This window comes from Elusimicrobiota bacterium (genome assembly GCA_016218575.1).
Taxonomy (GTDB): domain Bacteria; phylum Elusimicrobiota; class Elusimicrobia; order UBA1565; family UBA9628; genus JACRDN01.
Window position 1 is genome coordinate 139,508 of the sequence record JACRDN010000019.1, and the last position, 21,955, is coordinate 161,462.

Below are 21,955 nucleotides of genomic sequence, written 5' to 3' on the forward strand. Positions count from 1 at the left end.
CGATGGGGCTCGACACGATGAGCGCGCCTTTTTTCTCCCGCCGCGGCCTTTGGGTCCTGGCCCTGGCCGGCCTCTCGGGCCTGGCCTGCGGCCGCAAGGAGCCGCTCGTGGCCACGGTCGGGCCCCTTAAAATCACGCGCGCGGAGTTCCGCAGGAAGCTCGCCGAGGTCGCGGAGAACTACCAAAACTACGTCCTTACGCCCAATGGGCGGCGGCAATTTCTCGACATCCTCATCCGGGAGAAGCTGATCCTGGCCGCGGCCCGGGCCTCCGACGTGCCGAAATCCCAGGAATTCCTCGCGCAGATGGAGCGCTTGAGGGCCGACGAGGAGGAGCGCCTGCGCGAGGGCAAGGAGTACCTCCTCACCCGCCTGTGGCTCGAGGAACTGCGCGCCAAGGGAGTCCTCAAGGCCGGCGAGGAGGACGCGCGCGACTACCACCGCCGGCATCCCGTTGAGGTGCAGGTCCGCCATATTCTCCTGGCCACCCCCGAGGAGGCCGAGGTCGCGGCCAAGAAGGCCAGGGGGGGCGCCAACTTCGCCATGCTCGCCAAGAGCAAGTCCCTGGACTCGGCCACGGCGTCCGACGGCGGCAGGATGCGCTCATCCCTTTTCGGGGAGGTCATTCCCGAGCTCGAGGACGTGGTATTCCGCACGAAAGTGGGGGAAATCAGCGGGCCCATCAAGAGCAAGTTTGGCTATCACGTGCTCAAGAAGGAGGGGGAGAGAAGGCTCTCATTTGCGGAGGCGCGGGAGCGCATCGAGCGCCTCTTGGAGAAGCAGAAGCTCGACCGGCACCTGCAGTCGGTCCAGGAGAAATTCCCAGTGGAGGTTTTGGATGAAGAATTCAAGTAGCCGCGCGCTTCTGGCGTTCCTGGCCCTATGCCCGGCCGGGCTTTCGGCCAAGGTGATGGAGGACACGGTGGCCGTGGTCAATGGCTCGCCCATCCTCTTGTCCGAGTACCAGAAGGCCCTGGCCAGCGCCATGCAGTACTGGAACAGCGAGGCCCCCGATGCCATGCGCGACCCCGCCAATCTCAAAAAGCTCCGGGAGACCACCCTTGAGCAGCTCATTGACCAGGAGGTTATGTCCCAAGAGGCGGACAAAAAAGGGATCAAGGTGCGGGAGCGCGACGTGGAGAACGGAGAGGCCGAAATCAAGCAGCGATTCCCCAGCGAGGAGGAGTTCAAGAAACAGTTGGAAAGGGACGGGATCACCTACTCTCAGTTCACGGAAAGGCTCAAGAAGCAGATCAAGGCCCGCAAGCTCATCGAGGAGGCGGTGCGCCCCAAGGTCAAGGTGCCCGAGGAGAAGGAGTCCAAGGCCTACTTCGAAAGGGTCCTGGCCCATTTGAAGACCGGCTCGGCCTCGGCCCCCAAGGGCCTAAGCGATGAGGAGGCCCAGGCCTTCCTGCAGGTGGCCCAGGCCGTGAAGCTCAAGAGCTCCGAGAGCGTAGAGATCTCCCAAATCCTCATTAAGGTCTCGCCCAAGCCATCCGAGGCGGAGAAGAAGAGGGCCCTCAAGACCGCCATAGACATCCACAAGAGGCTCTCGGCCAAGCCGGAGAGCTTCGAGGAGATCGCCGCGGCCGAGTCCGAGGACCCGGAGAGCGCGGCCCAGGGCGGCCGGATTCCCAAGGAGGTTTACCGCGGCATGCTTCCCCCTGCCATGGAGAAGGCCGCCTTCGCTTTGCCCGTAGGCGGGGTCAGCGAGCCAATCCTGAGCGATTTCGGCTACCAGATCCTCAAGCTCAGGGGCAAGAAGGCGGCCCAGCAGCCCAATTTCGCTGATTTCAAGGATGACCTCTCCAAGTTCCTCTCCGATGTCGGCTTTCAGAAGGAGCTGGAGGCCTACGTCAAATCCTTGAAGGGCAAGGCCGTTGCCGAGCGCCATCTTCCCGCACTCTAAGCCGGTCCTGGCTTTCACCTGCGGCGATCCCGCGGGGATAGGGGCCGCGGCCGTTCTCGGGGCCCTGCGCTCCGGAAATTTGCGCCGGCGCTGCGTTCCCCTTCTGGTCGGTGAGCGTCGAGTCTGGAAGAGGGCGGGCTGGCGGCCGGGTCTAGCCCAAATCCTGAGCCCGGGCCTGCCGGCGGCGAGCCTTCCTCCTTATGGGCGCGCAAGTGCTGCGGGAGGCGCCAGCTCGTTCTCGGCTTTGCGCTTGGCCTTGCGCCTGGCCGTCCGTGGCCTTGTGTCGGGCATCGTCACGGCTCCCATTTCCAAGGAAGCCTGGGATTTGGCGGGAATCCCGTACCGGGACCATACCGAGTTTTTTAGGGAGAAGACCAAGGCCGACGTCCAGATGGCGCTGGGTATTCCCCGCCTCAAACTTTGGTGCCTCACCGCGACCCGCCACGTCCCGTTGAGAAAAGTTCCGCGGGCGCTCAAGGCTGTCTCTCTAGCCCAAGCCGCCCGTGCCTTGAAGAGGGCCTTGGGCCTTCTGGGCCTGGCGCGGCCGCGCCTGGGGCTGTGCGCCCTCAATCCCCATGCCGGCGAGGAGGGACTCTTGGGCGCCGAGGAAGGCCGGATTCTGGCCCCCGCGGTCCTGAGTGCTCGGCGCTCGGGAGTGGATATCACAGGCCCCATCGCGGCCGACACGGCCTGGCGCTGGCACCGCGAGGGGAAATTGGACGGCTTGGTCTGCCTTTACCACGACCAGGCCCTCATCCCCCTCAAGGTCGCGGCGGGGCTAGAGGCGGTCAACTGGACGCTGGGGCTTCCCTTCGTCCGGACCTCTCCAGGGCACGGGACGGGCTTCGACATCGCGGGGCGCTCTAGGCCCGACTGCCGCGCCACCATGGCCGCGGCCGAGCTCGCGGCCTTCCTCTGCCGAGTCTAGGAGGAGCGGCCTCTTCCGGCCAGGCCCTTCTTGTCGAGTTCTTCGACGATGCAGCGCGTGGTCACCTTGTCGAGGCGGTCGAATTCCTCATCGGTCAGGTAGCGGTAGCTCCAGATGGGGATGGCCCCGCAGTCGATCTTGGCGCCCGAGCTGACTTTTTTTAGGAAAGCCCGCGTGTTGCAGAGGGTCTTCTTCTGCTTTTCCGAGAGCTTGCCGAAATTCTGCCGAGTGACTTGCGATTTCGACTGGGCTAACGAGGCGTAGTCCGTGTCGTTCAACTCGCAGGCGCGGGCCGGAGCCGCCGCCGATAGGGCCAGGCAGGCCGCGAAAAGGGCCGCGCGCGGGATTTTATTCATGAGCCAGAGGATAGCCCCCCTTGCTTGACAAATCAAGTGGTGGGGGATAAACTGGAGCCACCCAATGAGGAAATGCCTTCTTCTTCTTTTTCTGGGCTTGGGCCCGCCCTCCGCTTTCGCCGAGAGCCGCGAGAAAATCGTGGATTCCACCATCCAGGAGATAGTGGACAAGAAGGAGAATCCAGGGCTCTACCAGGCCGTCAAGGCTGTGGTCTTAAAGAACCTCGGGCAATTGCCGCCCGAGCCCAAGCCCGGCGCTTCCGAGCAGGACCGGGAGCGGTATAAAGAGGCCATGCGCTCCCTCCTCACCAAGAAGCTCGACGTGGAGCCCGTGGACTCGGAGGACCTCCAAGACATCAATCAGGAAGAGCTGTTTCGCGCGGCCCATAACGTGATGACCCATCTGGCCCGGACCCTCGTTCCCCCGCAGGAGGTCAAGCCCCAGCCCACCGAGGCCGGCGATCCCGGGGCCAAGGCCCGCGTCATCGTTTCCGAGGTCGAGGCCCAGAAAAAGCCCAACGACCCCGAAGCCCAGAGGGACCTGGGGCTGGTCTACTATTGGCAGGGGCGTTTCCGGGAGGCCCACCGCAGGCTTGCCCGGGCCATCCAACTGGGCGGCGGCGACGCCGAGACCTTGGCGGCCTACGGGAGCGCTGCGTATTCCCTCGGCGACTACGAGCAGGCCGAGGAGGCCGCCAAGCTCGCCCTTCAAAAAGACCCTGAAAACAAGACGGCCCTGGCTCTGGCCAACCTTGCCCGGGGGAAAGTTTCCTCGGCCCGTCTGCCCTCGGCCATGGAGGACGAGTCCAGCGGAGTGCTCTGGGAGGGGGGAGGGGATCCCAGGACCGCGGCCGAGATCGCGGCCCAGGCCGGGCGCCCCGCGCCCGCCTCGGGCGCCCACCAGTCGGCCGCCGTGACCTTGGAGGCCGCCTCGGCCTTGGCCATCAAGGACTACGCCTCGGCCCATGCCTTGGCCTCCAAGGCCATCGAGCTCAACTCTGGCAACGCGCAGGCCTGGAATTATCGGGCCATCGCGGACAACAAGCTCGGGCGCTACGGCGAGGCGGTTTATGACGCGAGTTTTTCCTTGAGCCTGGTCCCGGGAAGCGCTGCCGCCCTTCAGACCAGGTCCTGGGCCTTCAGCAAGCAGAAAAGGTATCAGGAAGCCTTGGCCGATGCCAACGCGACCTTGGAAAGCGAGCCCGGCAATGGTTTTGCCTACCAGAACCGGGCTTTTGCCTTGGCGGGGCTGGGGGACAGGGCGGGGGTCCTGGAGTCCTTGCGGCTCTCGGCCGAACTCGATGCGCGTTTTAAGCCTAGATATGAGGGAGCTTCGCAGGCCCCCGATGGGGCTGATCTGCTGTATCTTTTCGACGAGGCGCCGGCCTCTCGGCAAAAGCCCGCGCCCGTCCCCGTTCCCGCGAGCTCGCGCAATCGGCGCTTCTTGCGCCTGCTCATCCTCTCCGTGAGCGGAGGGATCCTCACGGCCCTGGCTTTCCTGAACATCCTTTCCTCCGCCTGGCGCGAAAGGGCGCGAGCCACGCTGCGTCGGGTCCTGGGGGCCTCGCCGGCCGCGGATAAGCTCGGGGTAAAAGCCCGCAGTGGAGGAAAATTTCACTCCCAGTACGAAATTATTCGGAGCATCGGCTCTGGCGGGATGGGAATGGTTTACGAGGCCCGGGATAAGGCTCTCGACCGCCGCGTGGCCGTCAAGAAGATGCGCGAGGAGATACGCGCTAGCCCCGTGGAGCGGCGCCATTTCGTGACCGAGGCTCGGACCGTGGCTGCCCTGCATCACCCGCACATCGTGGATATCTACGCCATTGTCGAGGACCAGGACGAGGTCTATCTCATCTTCGAGTACGTGGCGGGCAAGACCTTGGCCGACTGGATCGACGAGAAGGGGGGCCTTTCCTACGGGGAGGCCTGCCGCATACTGGAGGGTGCCTGCCAGGCCGTCGAGTACGCGCACCGACAGAAGGTGATCCATCGGGATCTCAAGCCCTCCAACATCATGGTGACCGAGGACGGCCAGGCCAAGGTCATGGACTTCGGTGTGGCCCGCCAGGCCAAGGAGGCTCTGACCAAGCTTTCCATGACCGGGACCATAGTGGGCACGCCTCCGTACATGGCACCTGAGCAGGAGCAGGGAGCGGTTTGCAAGGAGTCCGATCTCTTCGCCTTGGGCGTCTGCTTCTACGAGATGCTTTCCGGAAGCCTTCCCTTCGCCGGCCAGGGCGCGGGGCTTCTCTTGAACAAACTCAACGGCAAGCACATTCCCATCACCCAGGCCGCGAAAAACGGCCTGCCCGCCGGGCTCGACGCAGTCCTCTCCAAGGCCCTGCATCCCGATCCCCGGAAGCGTTATGCGAGCCCCTCCGAGCTGTGGGAGGCCGTCTCAATCTTAAAAAACGGTAAATAAGCCGGGCTTGCCTTGACAAATCAAGGGGGGCCCCCTACACTCTCGTTGTGAGGATGATCCTCGCCGCCTTTCTGATGGTGGCGCTCCCGGCTTGCGCGGGGGCCGACGAGCCGATGGTCTGCGGAAAGGACGCCCGCTCCTGCGGCCGCCACGATCACCAGGAGCCTCCCGCCGCGCCGGACTTGCCGGCCGAGCCGCCCGAAGACCACCGCAAAGGCGACGAGGACGAACTCCTGCCCTTGAAACCCGAGCAGAAGGCCCTCCTCGAGGTGAAATGGCCCGGGACCTTTGAAAAATTCCACAGGGTCATGCATGAGTTGGTCGACAATCTTCCCGGCCAGGACTCGCGGCGCAGGTATAAGCCCACCATCATCACCGAGGTGAACCATATCCTGATGGTCGCGGCCCAGTACGTTAAGCTGGAGGACGATTTCAAAAATCGCGTCATTTCCGCCCAGTCCCACGACAGTCTGCTGGAGAAATACCGCGGCCAAATGGAAAAATCCGGGGAGAGATTGGATCATTTGCCGCTGCCGCGCCATGAGCGGGGCCTAGCCGGCGCGGGGCCCGGCTGGGGAGACCCTCGCGGGCACGAGGCCAATCCGGCCAGCGTCCATAACATAGTGATGAAGGCGGGGTTGGATTCCATCATGAACAGCGTCATCGGCGCCAAGAACCACGCCGACCATACCATCCACAACAACCCGCCCAACCCTTACAATTGGTCCCAAGGCGGGGACGCCTACTTGAAGGAGGGCGATGCCAAGAAGGCCGTGGAGTATTACACCAAGGCGATCCAATTGGACCCCGGCCATTTCGAGGCCTTAAAGGGCCGGGCGGCCGCGCAGTACGAGCTCAAGAATTACCGCGAGGCCTCCCAGGACGCCAAGGCCGCCTTGAAAATCGATCCCTCGGATTCCCAGGCCCTGGCCTTGGCCCAGCTTTCCCACGAGGTGGGGGGCAAGGCCCCCTCCGGCGCCGCGGTCCCGGCTTGGAATTCTTCAGAGTCCCAAGACGGCGCGCCGGGAGAAGGCTTCGGCGGTCTCGCGGCTTCCCCCAAGGCGGCCGCGGCGGCGGAGACGCCTGTGGTCCTGGCCCAATCAGCGCGCTATGCTCAGCAGGCCAGGCACTCTTTGGGTCTCGGCGACTACCAGGACGCGATCGCCCAGGCCACTCGGGCGATCGAGCTTAACGCCATGAACGCCCAGGCCCTGTACATGCGCTCGGCGGCCTACGCCAAAACCCGTCTCTATGACAAGGCCTCGGAGGACGCGGAGGCGGGACTCAAGCTCGATCCCAAGAACGGACCCCTTCTCGACGCCAAGGCGGCGGCCTTGAACCGCCTCAAGCGCTACCGGGAGGCCCTGCAGGCGGCCAACGCGGCCCTGGAGGTCAACCCCAAGGACGCCGCGGCCCATTACCTGCGGGCCATGGCCTTGGCGGGTTTGGCAGAGAGGGACCCCATGCAGGAGTCCCTAAAGGCGGCCGCGGCCCTCGACCCCCGCTATGGGCCGATTCTCGAAGCCGCCCTCCAGCTTCCCGAGGACGCGGACCTGCTCTTCTTATTCCCGGAGGAGGGCCGAGCCGCCCCTCGCTCGGCTCCCGCCCGTCGCTCTCGGCTGGTCCTCGTCGCCTTGGCCGTCGCGGCCGGCGCTCTCCTGCTCGCCTTCGGCGCGGCGCCGTTTTTCATGCCGTCGCTCAGGACCCGTATCCAGACCGGACGCTGGCCGAACGCCCGCCCTCCTGAGCCCGGCGTGATCGGCGGCCAGTACCGGCTCTCGCGCCAGATCGGGATCGGGGGCATGGGCCAGGTTTACGAGGGGACCGATGTCTCCCTGAACCGCCGGGTGGCGGTCAAGCGCATGAGGGAGGAACTGCGCCAGGATCCGCGCGAGCGCGAGCGCTTTTTGAGCGAGGCCCGCCTTGTCGCGGCCCTCCATCACCCTCATATCGTGGACATTTACGCCATCGTGGAGGACCAAGAGGAGGTGTATCTCATCTTCGAGTTCGTGCCCGGCAAGACCGTCTACGACTTGGCGGGGGCCCATGGGCGCCTGGACTGGTCTCAGACTTTGGAGATACTGCGCGGCGTGGCCGAGGCCTTGGATTACGCGCACTCCCGCAGGGTCATCCACCGCGATCTCAAGCCGTCCAACATCATGGTGACGCAAGACGGCCAGGCCAAGGTCATGGATTTCGGCATCGCCCGCATGGCCAAGGACGCGGCCAGCCGCCGCTCGCTCACCAACACCGTCGTGGGCACGCCTCCCTACATGGCTCCGGAGCAGGAGCAAGGCGAGGTGGGCCGGGCCGCCGACATCTATTCCCTCGGCGTCTGCCTCTACGAGATGCTTTCGGGTCAGATGCCCTTCCAGGGGAGCGGCGCGGGCATGTTCCTCAACAAGGTGCAGAAGAACTACACGCCCTTGACCAAGGCCGCTTCGGGCCTGCCCGAGGGCCTCGACGAGGTCCTGGCCAAGGCCTTGGACCCCGACCCCGGCCGGCGCTTTGCGAGCGCCGGGGAGCTCATGGCCGCCTTGGAGGATCTTTCCCCCGGCCGCGTTTTGGGCTGACAGCGGCCCCCTCCATTACCTATAATAGCCGTCCATGCTCGAGACAGCGGTAGATTTAACCTCGGTCGCCCGGCAGTTCCGCTTTCCGGGCCGTTTGGTCACCATCCAGCCCTTGGGTTCCGGGAACGTCAACGATACCTTTCTGGCGGTGTTTCGCACCCCCTTCTCGGAGGAGCGCGGCATCGTGCAGAGGATCAACCTCAGGGTTTTTAAGAACCCAGCCTGGATCATGGAGAATATGCGGGTGGTCACCGAGCACGTCCACCGCAAAGTGGAGCGGGAGGCCGATGAGGCGGACCGGATCTGGCAACTCCCGCGCCTGGTCTCGACGCGGGACGGCAGGGATTTCCACCTGGACGAGGAGGGGGGGCATTGGCGCGCCATGACCGTGATCGCCTCGGCCGTTTCCCATGACTGCGCCCAGGGCCCCGAGCACGCCTTGGAGGCCGGCTGCGTCTTGGGGCAGTTCCATCGCCTCCTCTCGGACCTCGACCCTTCGCGTCTGCGCGATACCTTGCCCAATTTCCATGTGACCCCGGCCTATCTCAAGGCTTACGATGAAGTTCTCAACGACCGGGCCGGGGGAGAGAGGCTCAAGTCCTCGGACGAGGCCAAGCGCCTGGCACGCTTCATTGAAGGCCGCCGAAAGCTCTCGGGGGTTCTGGAGTCGGCCCTGGAGCGCGGCGAGCTTCGACTGAGGCTCATCCACGGGGACCCCAAGCTCAACAATATCATGATAGACGAGCTCACGGGCAAGGGCACGAGCATAGTGGATTTGGACACGGTCAAGCCCGGCCTCATCCACTATGATTTCGGCGACGCTTTGCGCTCGGCCTGCAACCCGGTGGGGGAAGAGGCTCGCGATCTTTCGACTGTGGCCTTCGACGTGGACCTTTGCGAGGCCTTCATCCAGGGCTACATGTCCCAGGCCAAGGAGTTCCTGAGCGAGGCCGACCGCGACTACCTCTACGACTCGATCCGCCTCATCGCCTTCGAGCTCGGCCTGCGCTTCTTCCAGGATTACCTCGCCGGCGACGTCTACTTCAAGGTGCGCTACCCCGAGCACAACTTGAACCGCGCCCGGGTCCAGTTCCGCCTCTGCGAGTCCATCGAGGCCCGCGAGGGCCTCATCCGCAAGACCCTTGCGCGGTTCTAGAAGACGCCGCTGGGGGCCTTGCAGGGGAGTTCGATTTTGTGAATGGCCGCGCGGGTGTTCATCTCCTGTCGGATGCGCTGGCCGAGCTCATCAAGATAAACCTGAAGCTGAGCCCGATCCTCCTGCCAGGCGGCAAGAATGAGGATTCTCCTTGCGGCCGCGGTTTTATCCGCATCCGAGGAATTGTACTTTTCTTCAAAATACCAAGAATTTCTGATCAGCTTATCTCTGATCCTTCTTCTTTCATGGGCAAGCGCTTTGCTGGAGTTATTGAGCTTGGCCAGCAGAGTTTCCGCCTTGGCCCGAAAGGCGTCATAGTCGGAGATTGGAATCTTCTGCGTCTGGCCGAATGATTTTTGAATCTTGAAAAACTCGGCTTCCTGCTCGGAGCGCGCCTTCGCGGCTGTCTCCTTTATCTGGCAGCGCTCATCCCCAGTGAATCTCTTGTCGGCCTCGGTCCAGCCGGATTCGCATTTGTGCGCCTCGATTTTGGCCGCGATGTCCGCTTCGGTTGGCCGAATCGCGAAGACGGGCCGGACCGAGGTCGCGGAGACGGTCGCGGCGAGCAGGGCAAGGAACGGCTTGATTTTATTCATGTGTTGAGGTTAACCGCGGCAATGGGCCAGCGCAGGGGCCTGGTGGGGAAGTCTTTTTAGTCTTTGGTCCCACCAAATAATTAGGACTTTTGACCTACGTTAGATCGCCGCTCCCGCCGTCTTTCTGCGGGAAGTAAGTCCTTAAGGAGAGCTTGTGGGGGTCGTCTTGTTTCTCCCTGTGTTTTTGAATCGAAAAATCGAATCAAAAATACAGGGAGTCATGAGCGTGCTCCGGCTCGGCGAGAGCCGGGCTAGGCGTCGATCACTTTCAGGGACTCGATGACGGAGGGGTTCTTGCTGGGAAGGCAAATGACGCGGTCCCTGCCGTATTCCCGGCGCAGCGCGCTCAACACTTCGTCGAGCCAGGACGGGCCCACCGAGAGCACCCCCTCGAAATCGAGCTCTATTTTTTCGTTCCCGGCCGGTCTCTGGTAGGCCTTCATCGCGAGAGCCGCCTCCTTCCCGGCGGGCCGCGACGTCAGAATCTCCCCGTATTTCTTCACCTTTATCTTCATTATAGGCTCCAAGCGATCAAAGTGATCGTGCCTTCCGAGTCGGGCAGACTTTCCAGTTCCCTTTCGCAATCCGGGCCAAGCGGCCCGTAATTCACAATGCCCTTTCCCGATCGGCAGGCCAGTCCCCGGCGGCCGCCTCCCGTCATTATATTTTTAACAAACTTCAAGCCGTTTCCCCTATTTTCAGGAGCCCGCCCGGAAATGGTTCTCTCGAACGCGGCGACGAGGGCGCTTTGCTCGTCCTTGAGCTCGGGGGCGACCCGCGCCAGGGAACGCCATATCCCCTGCCCGCGATCCGCGATGCAGACCCACTGTTTGCCGACGGCGGCTTGGGCTTGGTGCCAGCATCCCGGCACGTCCCGCCATTGGCCGAGGTTGTGATCGTAGCAGTTGTTCCCGACTTCGCCGACGGCCGAGATGAGGAGGGGTAAATCGGCGCCTTTGAGCTGGCTCAAGCGGGCCGAAAAAACGTCACGGGTCTCGCAGATGAACTCGGCGGGGCTTTCGTCCGGGCGGCCCGCCGCGGCGTACCAACGCATGGCTCTTTCCAGGTCGGGGCGCCCGGCCAAGAAATAGCGGGTTAGGGGTCCGCGGCCGCGGGACTCAAGCGCGCCTTCGGCCAAAAGGCGCTTGAGATGGCGGTGGATGGCTTGGGGGGTGATTTTCAACCGATGGACCAAAGTGATCGGTCTCGTGGCCCCTTCCTCTTCTATGATTTTTATAATTTTGGACCGCGTTTCTCCCTTCATAGTTTATAGTTTAGTATAAACTATAAACTATAAATATTCAATAGTATTGAAGAACAGCCCGGCATCTGCTATAGTTCTTCCAGGGGGCGAATTAGGTTCGACAGGCATCGTCGGGTCAAGAGTCGCAGGCACTGGTTGGTCAGAGCCAGTTCAAAATCCGACCAAAAAACAAAAGCCATGAATCGCCTAACGGCGCGTGACTGGGCCTTCGCTGCCTAAACCGCAGTAGGTCCCGTCGGTCCTCGACTCCTGCTGGAGGGTGCCGACGTCATGAGCAGGATGCGGATTCTCCCGCTGTTCCCGTCGGAGGGGATCCTAAGCCCGAACGGGGGTAGTCCGGAGATACTCGTCCGGCAGTTTTCTCCGGATGAAACCCAAGACGGACTAAGCCTGTAGGGACCTTGGCGGACGGTACTTGGACGAGAGTGCAATTCTCTCCGCCTCCACCGTTTTATGGATGAGATGGCTCCGGCCCAGTCGGCGTCGGCGCCCGAGGCGCCGCACTCTGGAAACCGGCGCGTCAAGCGCCGGCTCATGTATTTTCTGGTCGCGCTCTACGGCCTGTCCTTGGCCGCGGCCGCCTTCCTGATCCTGCGCTCCCAGGCACCCAAGGCCGCGCCCGAGTCCGACTCGGGCGGGCTTCTGTCGTTGTCGCAGAGGGATTCAGTCGGCTGGGTGAGCATCCGCGGCCCCATCTACACCGCCGAGGGCGGCAAGATATGGGAGAAGGGCGTGGACCAGTGGGCCCGGCGCATCCGGGCCTTGGCCGAGACCAAGGGCGTCAAGGCCATAGTCCTCGACATCAACTCCCCCGGCGGGAGCGTGGGGGCGGTGCAGGAGCTCTACAGCCAGATCCAGCGCGTGCGCCAGGAAAAGCGCATCCCCTTCGTGGCCCTCTTCGGCGACGTCTCGGCCTCGGGCGGCTACTACATCGCCATGGCCTGCGACAAGATCGTGGCCCACCCCGGGACCTTGACTGGCTCCATCGGCGTGATCTTCTCGGTGGGCAACCTGGAGGGGCTTTTCCAGAAAATCGGCTACAAGGTGGACCCCATCAAATCCGGCAAGCACAAGGACATCGGCTCGCCCGCCCGCCCCATGACCAAGGAGGAGCGCGGCATCCTGCAAGCCGTGATCGACGACGCCTACAAGCAGTTCCTGGCCGCGGTGAGCCAGGGCCGGCATATCCCCGAAGATCAGCTGCGTCCCCTGGCCGACGGTCGTATCTTCTCGGGGCGGCAGGCCCTTGCGGCCCATCTCGTGGACATGGTGGGCGATTCCGTGGACGCTTTGGAGCTGGCGGGAAAGCTTGCCGGCATCAAGGGCCGACCCAAGATCAAGCGCGACACCGACAGGCTGAGCGGCATCGTGGAAATGCTCGACTCGCGCTGGCATGGCCTCCTTTCCGGCCTCCCCTTCGCCTACCAGGGCCTCGAGTACCGCTGGCCGGGACTCTAGGGCTCCCATGGACAGGCTCTCCTTGGTCTACGATTATTTCGAGGACCATGTCCGGGCCGCGGCCCTCATCAACGAGCGCCGACCCCTGGCTTTCGGCATTCTGTGCTTTCTCATCGGGGGCCTGAGCCTCTTCATGGCGCGGGCCTTGGGCCAGCGCCTGGTGTTTCTCTCCTTCTCTCCCGGTTCCTGCGCGCTGGCACTTCTCTGGGAAGTGGCCTGCGGGTTCCTTCTCACCGCCACCTTGCACCTCATCCTCGAGATGGGCCGGATCAAGGGCAACGCGGCAGGGCTTTTCGTGATGCTGGGCTTGGCGGACCTCTCTTGGGCCCTGTGCGTGCCGCTCCTTCTGGTCGGCCAGTGGCTTATTCCCCACGCGGGCTGGACCGCGAGCGCGGTTTTTTCCTTGGCGGGCCTCTTGAACCTGAGCCTCAAGGCCCGCAGCCTCCAGGACAATTACCATATCGGCGCGGGCCGGGCCTGGCTCACCTTGGGGCTGCCTTATTTGGCGGTATTGGGCGCCATCCTCCTTAGCTTTGCCCTCGCGCTCCTGGCCTTGATGCTGCAGCTCGTCAAGCTTCTCGGCTGATGCTGGCCGCGGCTCTGGCGGCGGTCTTTGCCTTTGGGGCTTGCGCAAGGCAAGCGCCGAAGCAGGCCGCCTCCCAGCGCTACGCGCTGCTCAAGACCAGCAAGGGAGCGATCATGGTCCGGCTCTTCATGGACAAGGCCCCAAGGACGACGGCGCACTTCATCGGCCTGGCCTCCGGCAAGAAGGCCTGGAGGGATCCTCGAGACGGTAAAACCAAGCAGGAGCCTCTCTACCATGGCGTGCTTTTCCATCGCGTGATCCCAGGCTTCATGATCCAAACCGGAGATCCCCGCGGCGACGGCCGGGGCGGGATCGGTTACGAGATAGACGACGAGTTCGACCCCTCCTTGAGCTACGACAGGCCGGGGCTCCTGGGCATGGCCAACGCCGGCCCCAACACCAACGGCGGTCAATTCTTCATCACCTTGGCGCCGACCCCGCATCTAAACGGGCATCACACCATTTTTGGGGAGGTGGTGCGGGGCCTCGAGGTCGCCCACGCCATCGCGGCCGTGCCGCGAGATCAGTCGGACGGCTCGGATCGGCCCTTGGATCCAGTGTTCCTCGAGTCCGTGACCTTGGCCGACAAGCTGCCCTGAACCTGGGCGGCTATGCCCGCCAAATGTTCTCTGGCGCGCGGCTGGCGCTTCTCGAGGGCCGGGATGATCCGGCGTCTGAGCCAATTGCGGGTGAAGTGTTCCGAGAGATTGGAGCTGTCGCGCCTGGCCTTGAGGTTGTGGACCCTCAGGTATTCGAGTATCTCCTGGCGCTTGAGGCAGAGAAGGGGCCGCACCACGCAAAGGCCGGGCCCCAGGGGCCGCTCGGCTGGGATCCCGGCCAAGGCGGATAGCCGGGTCCCTCGCAGCAGGTTCAAGAGCACGGTTTCGGCCTGGTCATCGAGCTGGTGGGCGGTGGCTACCTTGGCGCAGCCGTATCTCCTGGCCGCGCTCCGCAAAGCCCGGTAGCGCAGGTCCCGCCCCGCGTCTTCGAGGCCCTTGCCGCGCTCCCGCGCCCGGAGGGCGGCGTCAGCGTGGACGACCGTGACGGGGATATTCAGGGTTTTGCCGAGCTTGAGGACCAAGTCCTGGTCGCGGTCCGCCTCGCGGCCTCTCAACCCATGATGGACATGGAGAATCCTCAGTTTGAGTCCCAAGCGTGGCGCCATTTGGGCGAGGAAGTGCGCCAGACAAACGGAGTCGGGCCCTCCCGACACCGCGGCGAGGACGCCGTCTGCGGGACTCAGGAGCCGCCTCTCCTTTTGGAAGGTCATGAGCTTGGACCAAATCTTGGCCGCGAATTCCTTCTTGCGCATGAGTGTTGACAACTCCGAGAGGGGTTGTTATCCTTTGACAGGATACCTTTTTGAGACCCGTTGTGCTTCTCATCTTCTTCTTCGCCCTTCAATCGCTGGCCGGCGCGCAGGAGCCCCAGGACCCGCGAGTTTTTCTGCGCCGGGCCAAGGCTCTCCTAGAAAGCGGGTCTTACGGCCTCGCCGCCGAGGCCGCCACCAAAGCCCTGGAGCTTGGCTACGACCGGGTCTCGCCCTACAACCTACGCTCCCAGGCCTACGCGGGGGAGGGTCGTTACGAGGAAGCTCTGGCCGACGCGGAGAAGGCCGTGCGGCTGCACCCCTCAGGCTCGGCGGGGTATATCAATCGCGCCACGGCCAAGGAAGGGCTCAAATATCCGCCCCAGGACATCTTGGCGGACTATAAGAAGGCATCGGCCTTGGACGCTAGGCTCATGCTCCGCTATGCCGCCGCCATGGGAAAATACGCGCCCGGCCGGGAGGTCGCGGTTGGTAAGACCGAGTCCGTTCCGGCCAAGCGCCGCAAGGCCCGCGACATTTTCCTCGGAGCCTCGACCCTCGCCGCGCTTGGGGGCTTGGCTTGCATGAGCGTATTCCAATGGCGTCGGCGTAAGGATAAAGTGCTCCGCTTGGGCTATGCCCGGAGACCTGCTTCCGAGCTCGCCGGGCCTCGGCTTGGGGCCGTGGTAGGAGGTCTGTTCATCCTGGAGAAAGAGTTGGAGAGGCGGGAGCCTTCCATGGTTTACGAGGCTCGCGACCTTGAGGATCGCCCTGTTTTCCTGCTGCGCCGCCCGCGCCAAGAGGCTCCTGAGGCCCGCGTGGCCGATATTCCCGGCCTCAAGAAGGCCGTCGAGGAAGGGCCATATCTCTATCTTGTCTTCGAGGGGGAGGAAAATGCCAGAGCCTGCCTGCGCCAAATGCAATAAAGTCCTAGCCCGAGTTTCCAAGAGCTACCAATGCTCGAAATGCGGGGCCTTCTTTTGCCCCAGTTGCATGGACCGCTTCTGCCTGTTCTGCAAGGGCAGCGTCCAGGCGCGGTAGCGCCTGGCCTTTCGTTGACCTTCGAGAAGGGAATTGATATCGTTGGTTAGGAGAAAATTGTGGCCAAGAAAGCTTTAGCGATAGATGACGATCCGGAGATGCTCAACCTGGTCAAATACACATTGGAGGGCGCCGGTTTCGAGGTAAGCACCTGCGACAGCGGCAGGCGGGCCTGGGACGAGATAATGAGGGTCAAGCCCGACCTCCTGATCTTGGACGTCATGCTGCCCGGGATAGACGGCTACTCCCTCCAGATCAAGATCTCCGAGGACGCGCAGACCAAGAGCATGCCCATCATCGTGCTGACGGCCCTCGAGCCTTCCAAGACCCTCTTCCAGGAGTTCCCCCAGGTCATCGCCTTCATGACCAAGCCCTTCAAGGCCGACGCCCTCGTTCAGGCGGCGCAAAGCGCTGTGAATCGCCCGGCGTGAGCGAGGACATCTACGACGCGATAATCGTCGGGGCCGGCCCGGCCGGAATCTCGGCCGCCATAACCATGGCGCGCGCTGGCCTCAAGGTCGTGGTCCTCGAGCGCGGTGAGTATCCCGGGGCCAAGAACGTGCAGGGGGCCGTGCTCTACTCGCGGATGCTCCACGAGATCGTGCCCGATTTCTGGAAGGATCCCCAGGCCCCCATGGAACGCCCGGTCGTGGAGCAGAAGGTCTGTATCACCACGGACGATTCCTGGATCACGGTCGGCTACAAGTCCTTGAAGTTCCTCGAGGGCGTGCCCAACTGCTACACCATCATCCGGGTCAAGTTCGACCAATGGTACGCGGCCAAGGCCGAGGAGGCCGGGGCGGAGGTTTTCAGCGGGGTCGCGGTGCGCGACGTCGTGAAGAAGGATGGCAAGGTTTGCGGCGTCAAGACCGGGGATGGCGACGAGCTTCCAGCTCGCGTTGTGCTCGCATGCGACGGGGTCAACTCCATCCTCGCCCAGAAGGCGGGATTCATCGATGAGCTCAAGCCCTCCGAGGTGGCCCTTGGGGCCAAAGAAGTGATCGCGCTCGACCCCAAGGTGATCGAGGACCGCTTTCAGTTGAACCCCGGCGAGGGAGCCACCATGGAGATGTTCGGCTCCGCGACCTTGGGGATGCTGGGCTACGTCTTTATCTATACAAATAAGGAGAGCCTGTCCTTGGGCGTGGGCTGCAAGCTGTCCCACTACCAGAAAAAGGGCTTGCGGCCCTCCGACCATTTGGAGCTGGTCAAACGCCACCCCCTGATAAAGAAATTGATTTCCGGCGGCAAAACCTTGGAATACTCCTCCCATCTCATCCCGGAGGGGGGTTTCAATTCCATGCCGCCCTTGGCCGCGGACGGCTTCCTGGTGGCGGGGGACGCGGCCCAAATGACGAACCCGGCCTACCGCGAGGGCTCCAACCTCGCCATGACCTCGGGGCGCCTGGCCGGCGAGACCGTGATCGAGGCCAAGGTGCGAGGGGACTTCTCCAAGGCCTCCCTCTCGGCTTATGTCTCCAAGCTCAAGGCGAGCTATGTCCTCTCCGACATGGAGGAGATCAGGGACTTGGAGGATGCGATCGAGAAAAGCCCCGACTTCCTCAATTTCTACCCCCAACTGGCCTGCGAGCTCGCCCACATGCGCTTCTCCGCCGATGGCGTGCCCAAGAGGGAGCATTTGAGGAAAGCCTTGGGGCTGGTGAGGCGCAGGGGATTCTTCCAAGTGGCGAAGGATTTGTTTCCTTTGCGCAAGGTGGCGCTCTAAATGGATATCAAGGTAGAGACGACCGTCGAGGCCAAGTTGGGAACCTTGGAGTGGAAGAAATCCCCCGTGGCCCACATCGTCTTAAGAAATTCCTCGGAGACAGCCCCGTGCGTCACGACCTGTAGGGACAAGCCCTGCACCACCGTCTGCCCGGCCAAGGTCTACGAGTGGGAGGCCGCGCACGAGAAAGTGATCGTCAACTACGAGAACTGCATCGAGTGCGGCGCCTGCCGCATGCTCTGCCCCTTCGACAATATCCAGTGCGACTGGCCCGACGGCGGCATGGGCGTGAAGTATAAGTACGGTTGAGCCCCGGGGTTTTGCGTTTTATGGGCCTAAGCGAGGACCAGAAGCGGAGTTTTTTTTCACGCGGGCATATTGCCCTGGAAAATTGTTTTTCCAAGGACGCGGCGCGCAAGTTCATAGACAGGGCTTACCAGAGGTTGGGCTATGACCCCAAGGACCCCAATACCTGGAAAGAGGAGCGTTCTTTTCTGCCGGGAGAAAGCTCGGTCGTGGTGGCGGACTTCGCGCCCAGGGCTTGGGAGGCCATTTGCGCCTTGGTGGGAGGAGCCGAGCGTGTCGTCCACGGATCCGCGCATACCTGGTCGGACTGCTTCATTGTCAAGTTCCCGAGCCGGGATCCGGCCGGCGAGAATCGGGGGGACATGAATTGGCATTTGGACGGAAGCCATGAGCCGCGCTTTCTCGACACAGCGGAGATGGGGCTTCTCACTTTCGTCCTGTGGTCGGACGCGGGGCCCGGAAGCGGCGGGACCCGCATCGCCTGCGACTCGGTGGGCAGGGTCGCCCGCTGTCTTCTCGAGCATCCCGAGGGCGTGGTCAAGACTGAGATCCCGATAAACGAGATTGTGGGCGAGTGTCGTGATTTCGTGGAGCTCACAGGCCGCGCTGGGACGGTGGTGCTGGCGCACCCGTACCTGCTTCACTGTGAAACCGCCAATTTTTCCATGACTCCCCGCTTCCTGACCGCCAGGCAGGTGGACCTTGTGGCGCCCCTGCGCTTTGACCGTCCTCTTGCCCAGGCTTGCGCCGTGGAGCTTTCGGTCCTCTCGGCCTTGGGCCTGGAGAGTCTCGATTTCCGCCGCTTCTGACTTCAGCCTGAAATTGCTAGGGCTTCCAACAGCATCCCCGAACTCCAGCTGAAGGGTGCCTCCGAGCGGTAAAGCCAGGTTCGGGCCTGGCCTCCGTCCTCGGGCCGGTAGACCTCCCCGATCTCTCCCTCGGCAAGCACGCGCTCTCCTAGCGCCTGAAGGAGGGCGTTTCTTTCTTCCTCCAGGCCCAGGCGATGGTAGGCCTGCAGGAGCAGGGCCGACTGCCACAGCCAGACGTAGTCGTCCTGGTAGCCGTGGACCAAGGCCAGGCGCGCCAGCCAGCCCTTCTGCCGATACGGGTAGCGTTGGGATGACCTGGGGCCCCAAGGGGTGTTGAGCTTGAGCCTTTCCAGGGACTCGAGAATGGTCAACCCCTGCTCCCGGAAGGCCAGGCCCCAGACGATCGCGCCCAGGTTCCCATCGCTAGAGAAGACCGGGTAATGGAGGCTGTCCCGGTAGAAGCCTCCCTTCTCATCCCAGAATTTCTCGTTGAGGAGGGAGGAGAAAGCCAGCGCCTTCTTCTTCCAGACGGCGGACTCTCCAGGCGCGCCTAGAAGGCTCGCTAGTTCCGACATGGATTCCAGGGCTTTCCAATGCAGTACTTGGGTGAAGAACACGGCGCCGCGCCGGGTGCCCACGGTGTCCTTCCAATCCGAGAAGGGGGGCTGGTGGATGAGCCCCTCTCTTAAGAGGGGCTCATAGAAGAGCATGCTTTTCTCGAGCTTGGGCCAGGCTTTTCGAGCCCATTTTTGATCTTGTGTGGCGCGGCACAGACGCGCCGCCGTCCAAGGAACCAGGCTGTTGGAGTCTATTGAAATTACAAAATGATCGGAGATGAAATTGGCATGGAGCTCACCCTTGAAGGGCGTCTTCAGGCCGAAGGTGGTTCTCAGCAAACGCAGGAAATGACTATGCGAGTCCAGCAGGCGGGGCAGCAAGCCATCTTCCCTCTGCCCCGCCAATATCTCATCCAAAGTGTCCGCCACCGTTCTTGCCTGGCCGCAGGCGAGAAGCCCTCCGGCCGCGAAGCAGAAATCCCGGGTCCAGACGGACTGGAATTGCCGCGATCCGGCTACAAGTAGCGAGCGGGTTCTTCCTGGGGAGTGGATTGTTCTGACGTTGGCTTCCAGGGATTTTTTGGCCAGGCCTTTAAGCCGGTCGATCAAGGAGTTCGTTCTTGCTCCTTTAAAAGGAATAATTGATGTCCATGAACACGGCCAGGCCTTCCTGGCCCAAGCCGAAGTCGATGGAGCCCACCACCTGGGGCTTGGCCACCGCGCGCACCGCCGCGCCGTAGACGGGCCTCATGTGGCGCCGGGTCATCTTGCCGGGATTGTCGAAGACGCTCCCAAGGCCCGTGAAGGGGGCCAGTTCGAACTCCGTCTTGACCCCGGCCATGCGCGCGGACCAGAACGTGAAGCGCTGCTCCAGGTTCAAGGCCATCATGCCGCGGTCCACGTAGCGGCCGGCGCCGTAGGCGCGTTGGTTGTATTTGCCGCCGAGGCTGGGTAGGAGCCAAAAGGGGGCGTTTCCAAGGAGCTGCTCGTACTTGAGATTGATGCCCAAGACCTTGCCCTCTCTATTGGGCCAGGGTCGGAAATAGCGCGCGTCCACACTCCAGCGGGTGTAGTCATAGGAGCTGGCCAGATCCCGGGTCGAGGACTCGAAAAAGGTCTCGAGGTAGGCCCCGCGGCTGGTCGTCACCGCGTGGTCTCGCGTGTCGTAATTCACGGCCAGGCGCATGTCGTGGCTCTGCTGGCGGTGGATGGGGGCCACTCCGGGGAAGGTCGCGGAAAAGGAGGGGAGATTGGCGATGGGACCGTTCGACAGCCGGAAGGCCTGCAGATGGTCGGCCAGCCGGATTCGCCAATGGCTTTCGGGCGCCAGCGGGAGTCCCGCCCCCACCTTGTATTGGATGATGTCCTCGATATAGTTGGACTCGGCGGATTTGGGGGAGGCGGGCCCCAGCCCGAAAAAGCGTTTTCCCGCGTCCACGTTGTACTGGAGCATCAACTCCAGGTCCACGGGAGTCCCGGCGAAGCTGCCGTCGTCGTAATGCCCCAGGAACTCGCGCTCGGCCTGGCCCGAGGCCGAGCCGCGCAGGATCAGGGCCGCGTTGGAGGCAGGGTAATAGTAGTAGCGGTAGGTGGGGATGAAGCCGAAGTTCCTGTTATAGGTAAGCGAGGGGGCGTGGATATGCTTGATGAGGTCCTGCTTCTCGTCCTGGATCACCCATATGGGCATTACCCCGGCGGTCACTCCGCGGTTGGGGTCGGTGTCCACGATGGGCAGGCGCACCAGGATGCCTTTCTTGATGGGCTTGAGCATCCAGCGCAGAGCCTTGGGGGTCTCGGGGCTGGGGGGCTCCACCTGCTGGATCATCTCTCGCTTGGGAAGCAAATCCTGGGGCCCCCCCTCCTGGGACCAGCCCAAGACAGGAAGGATCAGGGCCGGCAGAGCCACGGAGAGTTTCTTAAGCATGGCGCGGGAAAAAGTCTACCAAAGTTCTCAAGCTCCAGGCGGCCTGCTCGCTCAAGACGGGGTCGGGGTCGGACGCCCATTTCTGGAGGCTGGGGATGAAGCGCTGGTCCCCTGAATTACCCATGGCAAGGAGGGCGTTGCGCAGGAGGCCCTGGTATTTGGCGCGCTCGACCGGAGTATGCCGGAAGCGCTGCTTGAACTCGGCGGGACTCAGCTCGGCCAGCTCCTCGAGGGCGATGGATGAGTCCAGCACGGGCTTAAAGACCGATCCCGGGACGGCGAAGCGGTTCCAGGGGCAAACCTCTTGGCATATGTCGCAGCCCATGATCCAATTCCCCATCCCGGGCCGAAACCCATCCGGGATGGGCCCGCGGTGCTCTATGGTGAAATAGGCGATGCAGCGGTTGGCGTCGAGCACCCTTTCTCGGGGGAAGGCCTCGGTCGGGCAGGCCTTAAGGCAGCGATCGCAGGAGCCGCAGTGGTCTGGGGTCGGCTCGTCGCAGGCCAGCTCCCGGTCCAGAGAAAGGCCGGCGAGAAAGAAGTAGGAGCCCAGCTTGGGCGCTATGAGCATGGTGCTTTTTCCGACCCAGCCGATGCCCGCGTAGCGCGCGTAGAGGCGCTCCAGGACCGGGCTCGTGTCTATGAACACCCGGCCGGTGCCTCCGCCCGAGGCCGCCTGGAACCATTCCAAGAGGCCCAGCATCCTTTTCTTGAGTTCGTCGTGGTAATCGGCGAGGACACTATAACGCGACAAACGGCCCCGGTCAGGACCGGCCTCCTTCTTGCTGTTGTCGGCGTAGGAGAACCCGCAGATCAGGACCGACTTCGCCTCGGGATGCCAATGGGTGATGTCCTGCCGGGTTTCCTGGTTGCGGGCCATGTAGCCCATGCCGGCCTGCATCCCGGCCTCCAGCCATGAATTGTAGGCCGAGGCCTCGGGCCATGGGCGAGCGGGTGCCAGGCCCGCGAGGTCGGCTCCGGCCCGACGCGCCTCGGCCTTTAGGGCTCGTGATAGGAGGAGCTTCTCCAAGAGGGC

22 protein-coding genes and 1 other RNA gene are annotated in these 21,955 nt (G+C 63.2%); 15 read left to right on the forward strand and 8 right to left on the reverse strand.

Annotation, left to right across the window (positions count from 1 at the left end):
• The first annotated feature begins 2 nt into the window (after positions 1 to 2).
• The 3 genes from HY921_08900 to HY921_08910 are packed head-to-tail and all read left to right on the forward strand — an operon-like array spanning position 3 to position 2,836.
• Complete coding sequence (locus HY921_08900) at positions 3 to 854, forward strand: peptidylprolyl isomerase (GenBank protein ID MBI5630988.1); 852 nt, start codon at positions 3 to 5, stop codon at positions 852 to 854.
• Complete coding sequence (locus tag HY921_08905) at positions 838 to 1,908, forward strand: peptidylprolyl isomerase (protein ID MBI5630989.1); 1,071 nt, start codon at positions 838 to 840, stop codon at positions 1,906 to 1,908. The genes HY921_08900 and HY921_08905 overlap by 17 nt, the downstream gene beginning before the upstream one ends.
• A complete protein-coding gene (locus HY921_08910; protein ID MBI5630990.1) occupies positions 1,880 to 2,836 on the forward strand; it encodes a 4-hydroxythreonine-4-phosphate dehydrogenase PdxA in 957 nt (318 codons plus the stop codon). Before HY921_08905 ends, HY921_08910 begins: the two co-directional genes overlap by 29 nt.
• Here HY921_08910 and HY921_08915 read toward each other — a convergent pair.
• Complete coding sequence (locus HY921_08915) at positions 2,833 to 3,192, reverse strand: hypothetical protein (protein ID MBI5630991.1); 360 nt, start codon at positions 3,190 to 3,192, stop codon at positions 2,833 to 2,835. The genes HY921_08910 and HY921_08915 overlap by 4 nt on opposite strands.
• 64 nt (positions 3,193 to 3,256) lie before the next feature.
• Between HY921_08915 and HY921_08920 the strand changes: the two genes are divergently transcribed.
• Genes HY921_08920 through HY921_08930 form a run of 3 tightly spaced genes read left to right on the forward strand, consistent with a single transcriptional unit; the run spans position 3,257 to position 9,343 of the window.
• Positions 3,257 to 5,614, forward strand: a complete 2,358-nt coding sequence (locus HY921_08920; protein ID MBI5630992.1) for a protein kinase — start codon at positions 3,257 to 3,259, stop codon at positions 5,612 to 5,614.
• Positions 5,615 to 5,661: 47 nt separating this feature from the next.
• Positions 5,662 to 8,187 carry a protein kinase gene (locus tag HY921_08925; protein MBI5630993.1) on the forward strand — a complete coding sequence of 842 codons (2,526 nt, stop codon included), beginning with the start codon at positions 5,662 to 5,664 and terminating at the stop codon, positions 8,185 to 8,187.
• A 34-nt stretch (positions 8,188 to 8,221) separates the two neighbouring features.
• Positions 8,222 to 9,343: an aminoglycoside phosphotransferase family protein gene (locus HY921_08930; protein ID MBI5630994.1), complete on the forward strand. Its 1,122-nt coding sequence runs from the start codon at positions 8,222 to 8,224 to the stop codon at positions 9,341 to 9,343.
• On the opposite strand, the gene HY921_08935 is transcribed toward HY921_08930, so the two are convergent.
• From HY921_08935 to HY921_08945, 3 genes are all read right to left on the reverse strand, one after another.
• A complete protein-coding gene (locus tag HY921_08935; protein ID MBI5630995.1) occupies positions 9,340 to 9,939 on the reverse strand; it encodes a hypothetical protein in 600 nt (199 codons plus the stop codon). The genes HY921_08930 and HY921_08935 overlap by 4 nt on opposite strands.
• A 251-nt stretch (positions 9,940 to 10,190) precedes the next feature.
• Complete coding sequence (locus tag HY921_08940) at positions 10,191 to 10,454, reverse strand: STAS-like domain-containing protein (protein MBI5630996.1); 264 nt, start codon at positions 10,452 to 10,454, stop codon at positions 10,191 to 10,193.
• Positions 10,454 to 11,203, reverse strand: a complete 750-nt coding sequence (locus tag HY921_08945) for a winged helix-turn-helix transcriptional regulator (GenBank protein ID MBI5630997.1) — start codon at positions 11,201 to 11,203, stop codon at positions 10,454 to 10,456. The genes HY921_08940 and HY921_08945 overlap by 1 nt, the downstream gene beginning before the upstream one ends.
• A gap of 82 nt (positions 11,204 to 11,285) precedes the next feature.
• Between HY921_08945 and ssrA the strand changes: the two genes are divergently transcribed.
• From ssrA to HY921_08965, 4 genes are all read left to right on the forward strand, one after another.
• Positions 11,286 to 11,652: a transfer-messenger RNA gene (ssrA, locus tag HY921_08950) on the forward strand.
• Between the two features lie 13 nt (positions 11,653 to 11,665).
• The gene (sppA, locus tag HY921_08955; GenBank protein MBI5630998.1) at positions 11,666 to 12,661 is read left to right on the forward strand and encodes a signal peptide peptidase SppA; all 996 of its coding nucleotides are present in this window, start codon (positions 11,666 to 11,668) and stop codon (positions 12,659 to 12,661) included.
• Positions 12,662 to 12,668: 7 nt separating this feature from the next.
• Positions 12,669 to 13,247 (forward strand): hypothetical protein, encoded by a 579-nt coding sequence (locus HY921_08960; protein ID MBI5630999.1) that lies wholly within the window; start codon positions 12,669 to 12,671, stop codon positions 13,245 to 13,247.
• The gene (locus HY921_08965; protein ID MBI5631000.1) at positions 13,247 to 13,846 is read left to right on the forward strand and encodes a peptidylprolyl isomerase; all 600 of its coding nucleotides are present in this window, start codon (positions 13,247 to 13,249) and stop codon (positions 13,844 to 13,846) included. The genes HY921_08960 and HY921_08965 overlap by 1 nt, the downstream gene beginning before the upstream one ends.
• Here HY921_08965 and tilS read toward each other — a convergent pair.
• On the reverse strand, positions 13,771 to 14,559 hold the full coding sequence (gene tilS / locus HY921_08970) for a tRNA lysidine(34) synthetase TilS (GenBank protein ID MBI5631001.1): 789 nt from the start codon (positions 14,557 to 14,559) through the stop codon (positions 13,771 to 13,773). The genes HY921_08965 and tilS overlap by 76 nt on opposite strands.
• 50 nt (positions 14,560 to 14,609) lie before the next feature.
• Here tilS and HY921_08975 point away from each other — a divergent pair, with 50 nt between their 5' ends.
• From HY921_08975 to HY921_08995, 5 genes are all read left to right on the forward strand, one after another.
• On the forward strand, positions 14,610 to 15,482 hold the full coding sequence (locus HY921_08975; GenBank protein MBI5631002.1) for a tetratricopeptide repeat protein: 873 nt from the start codon (positions 14,610 to 14,612) through the stop codon (positions 15,480 to 15,482).
• Positions 15,483 to 15,656: 174 nt separating this feature from the next.
• The gene (locus tag HY921_08980) at positions 15,657 to 16,028 is read left to right on the forward strand and encodes a response regulator (GenBank protein ID MBI5631003.1); all 372 of its coding nucleotides are present in this window, start codon (positions 15,657 to 15,659) and stop codon (positions 16,026 to 16,028) included.
• Entirely contained in the window at positions 16,025 to 17,323 is a 1,299-nt protein-coding gene (locus tag HY921_08985) for an FAD-dependent monooxygenase (GenBank protein ID MBI5631004.1), read from the forward strand. Before HY921_08980 ends, HY921_08985 begins: the two co-directional genes overlap by 4 nt.
• Positions 17,324 to 17,632 carry a 4Fe-4S dicluster domain-containing protein gene (locus tag HY921_08990; GenBank protein ID MBI5631005.1) on the forward strand — a complete coding sequence of 103 codons (309 nt, stop codon included), beginning with the start codon at positions 17,324 to 17,326 and terminating at the stop codon, positions 17,630 to 17,632.
• Between the two features lie 20 nt (positions 17,633 to 17,652).
• The gene (locus HY921_08995; protein ID MBI5631006.1) at positions 17,653 to 18,438 is read left to right on the forward strand and encodes a hypothetical protein; all 786 of its coding nucleotides are present in this window, start codon (positions 17,653 to 17,655) and stop codon (positions 18,436 to 18,438) included.
• 2 nt (positions 18,439 to 18,440) lie between these two features.
• Here HY921_08995 and HY921_09000 read toward each other — a convergent pair whose 3' ends face one another.
• Genes HY921_09000 through queG form a run of 3 tightly spaced genes read right to left on the reverse strand, consistent with a single transcriptional unit; the run spans position 18,441 to position 21,949 of the window.
• A complete protein-coding gene (locus HY921_09000; protein MBI5631007.1) occupies positions 18,441 to 19,604 on the reverse strand; it encodes a hypothetical protein in 1,164 nt (387 codons plus the stop codon).
• Between the two features lie 19 nt (positions 19,605 to 19,623).
• Positions 19,624 to 20,919, reverse strand: coding sequence for a BamA/TamA family outer membrane protein (locus tag HY921_09005; protein ID MBI5631008.1), 1,296 nt, complete (start codon positions 20,917 to 20,919; stop codon positions 19,624 to 19,626).
• Positions 20,912 to 21,949 carry a tRNA epoxyqueuosine(34) reductase QueG gene (gene queG, locus HY921_09010; GenBank protein MBI5631009.1) on the reverse strand — a complete coding sequence of 346 codons (1,038 nt, stop codon included), beginning with the start codon at positions 21,947 to 21,949 and terminating at the stop codon, positions 20,912 to 20,914. The genes HY921_09005 and queG overlap by 8 nt, the downstream gene beginning before the upstream one ends.
• Positions 21,950 to 21,955 lie beyond the last annotated feature (6 nt).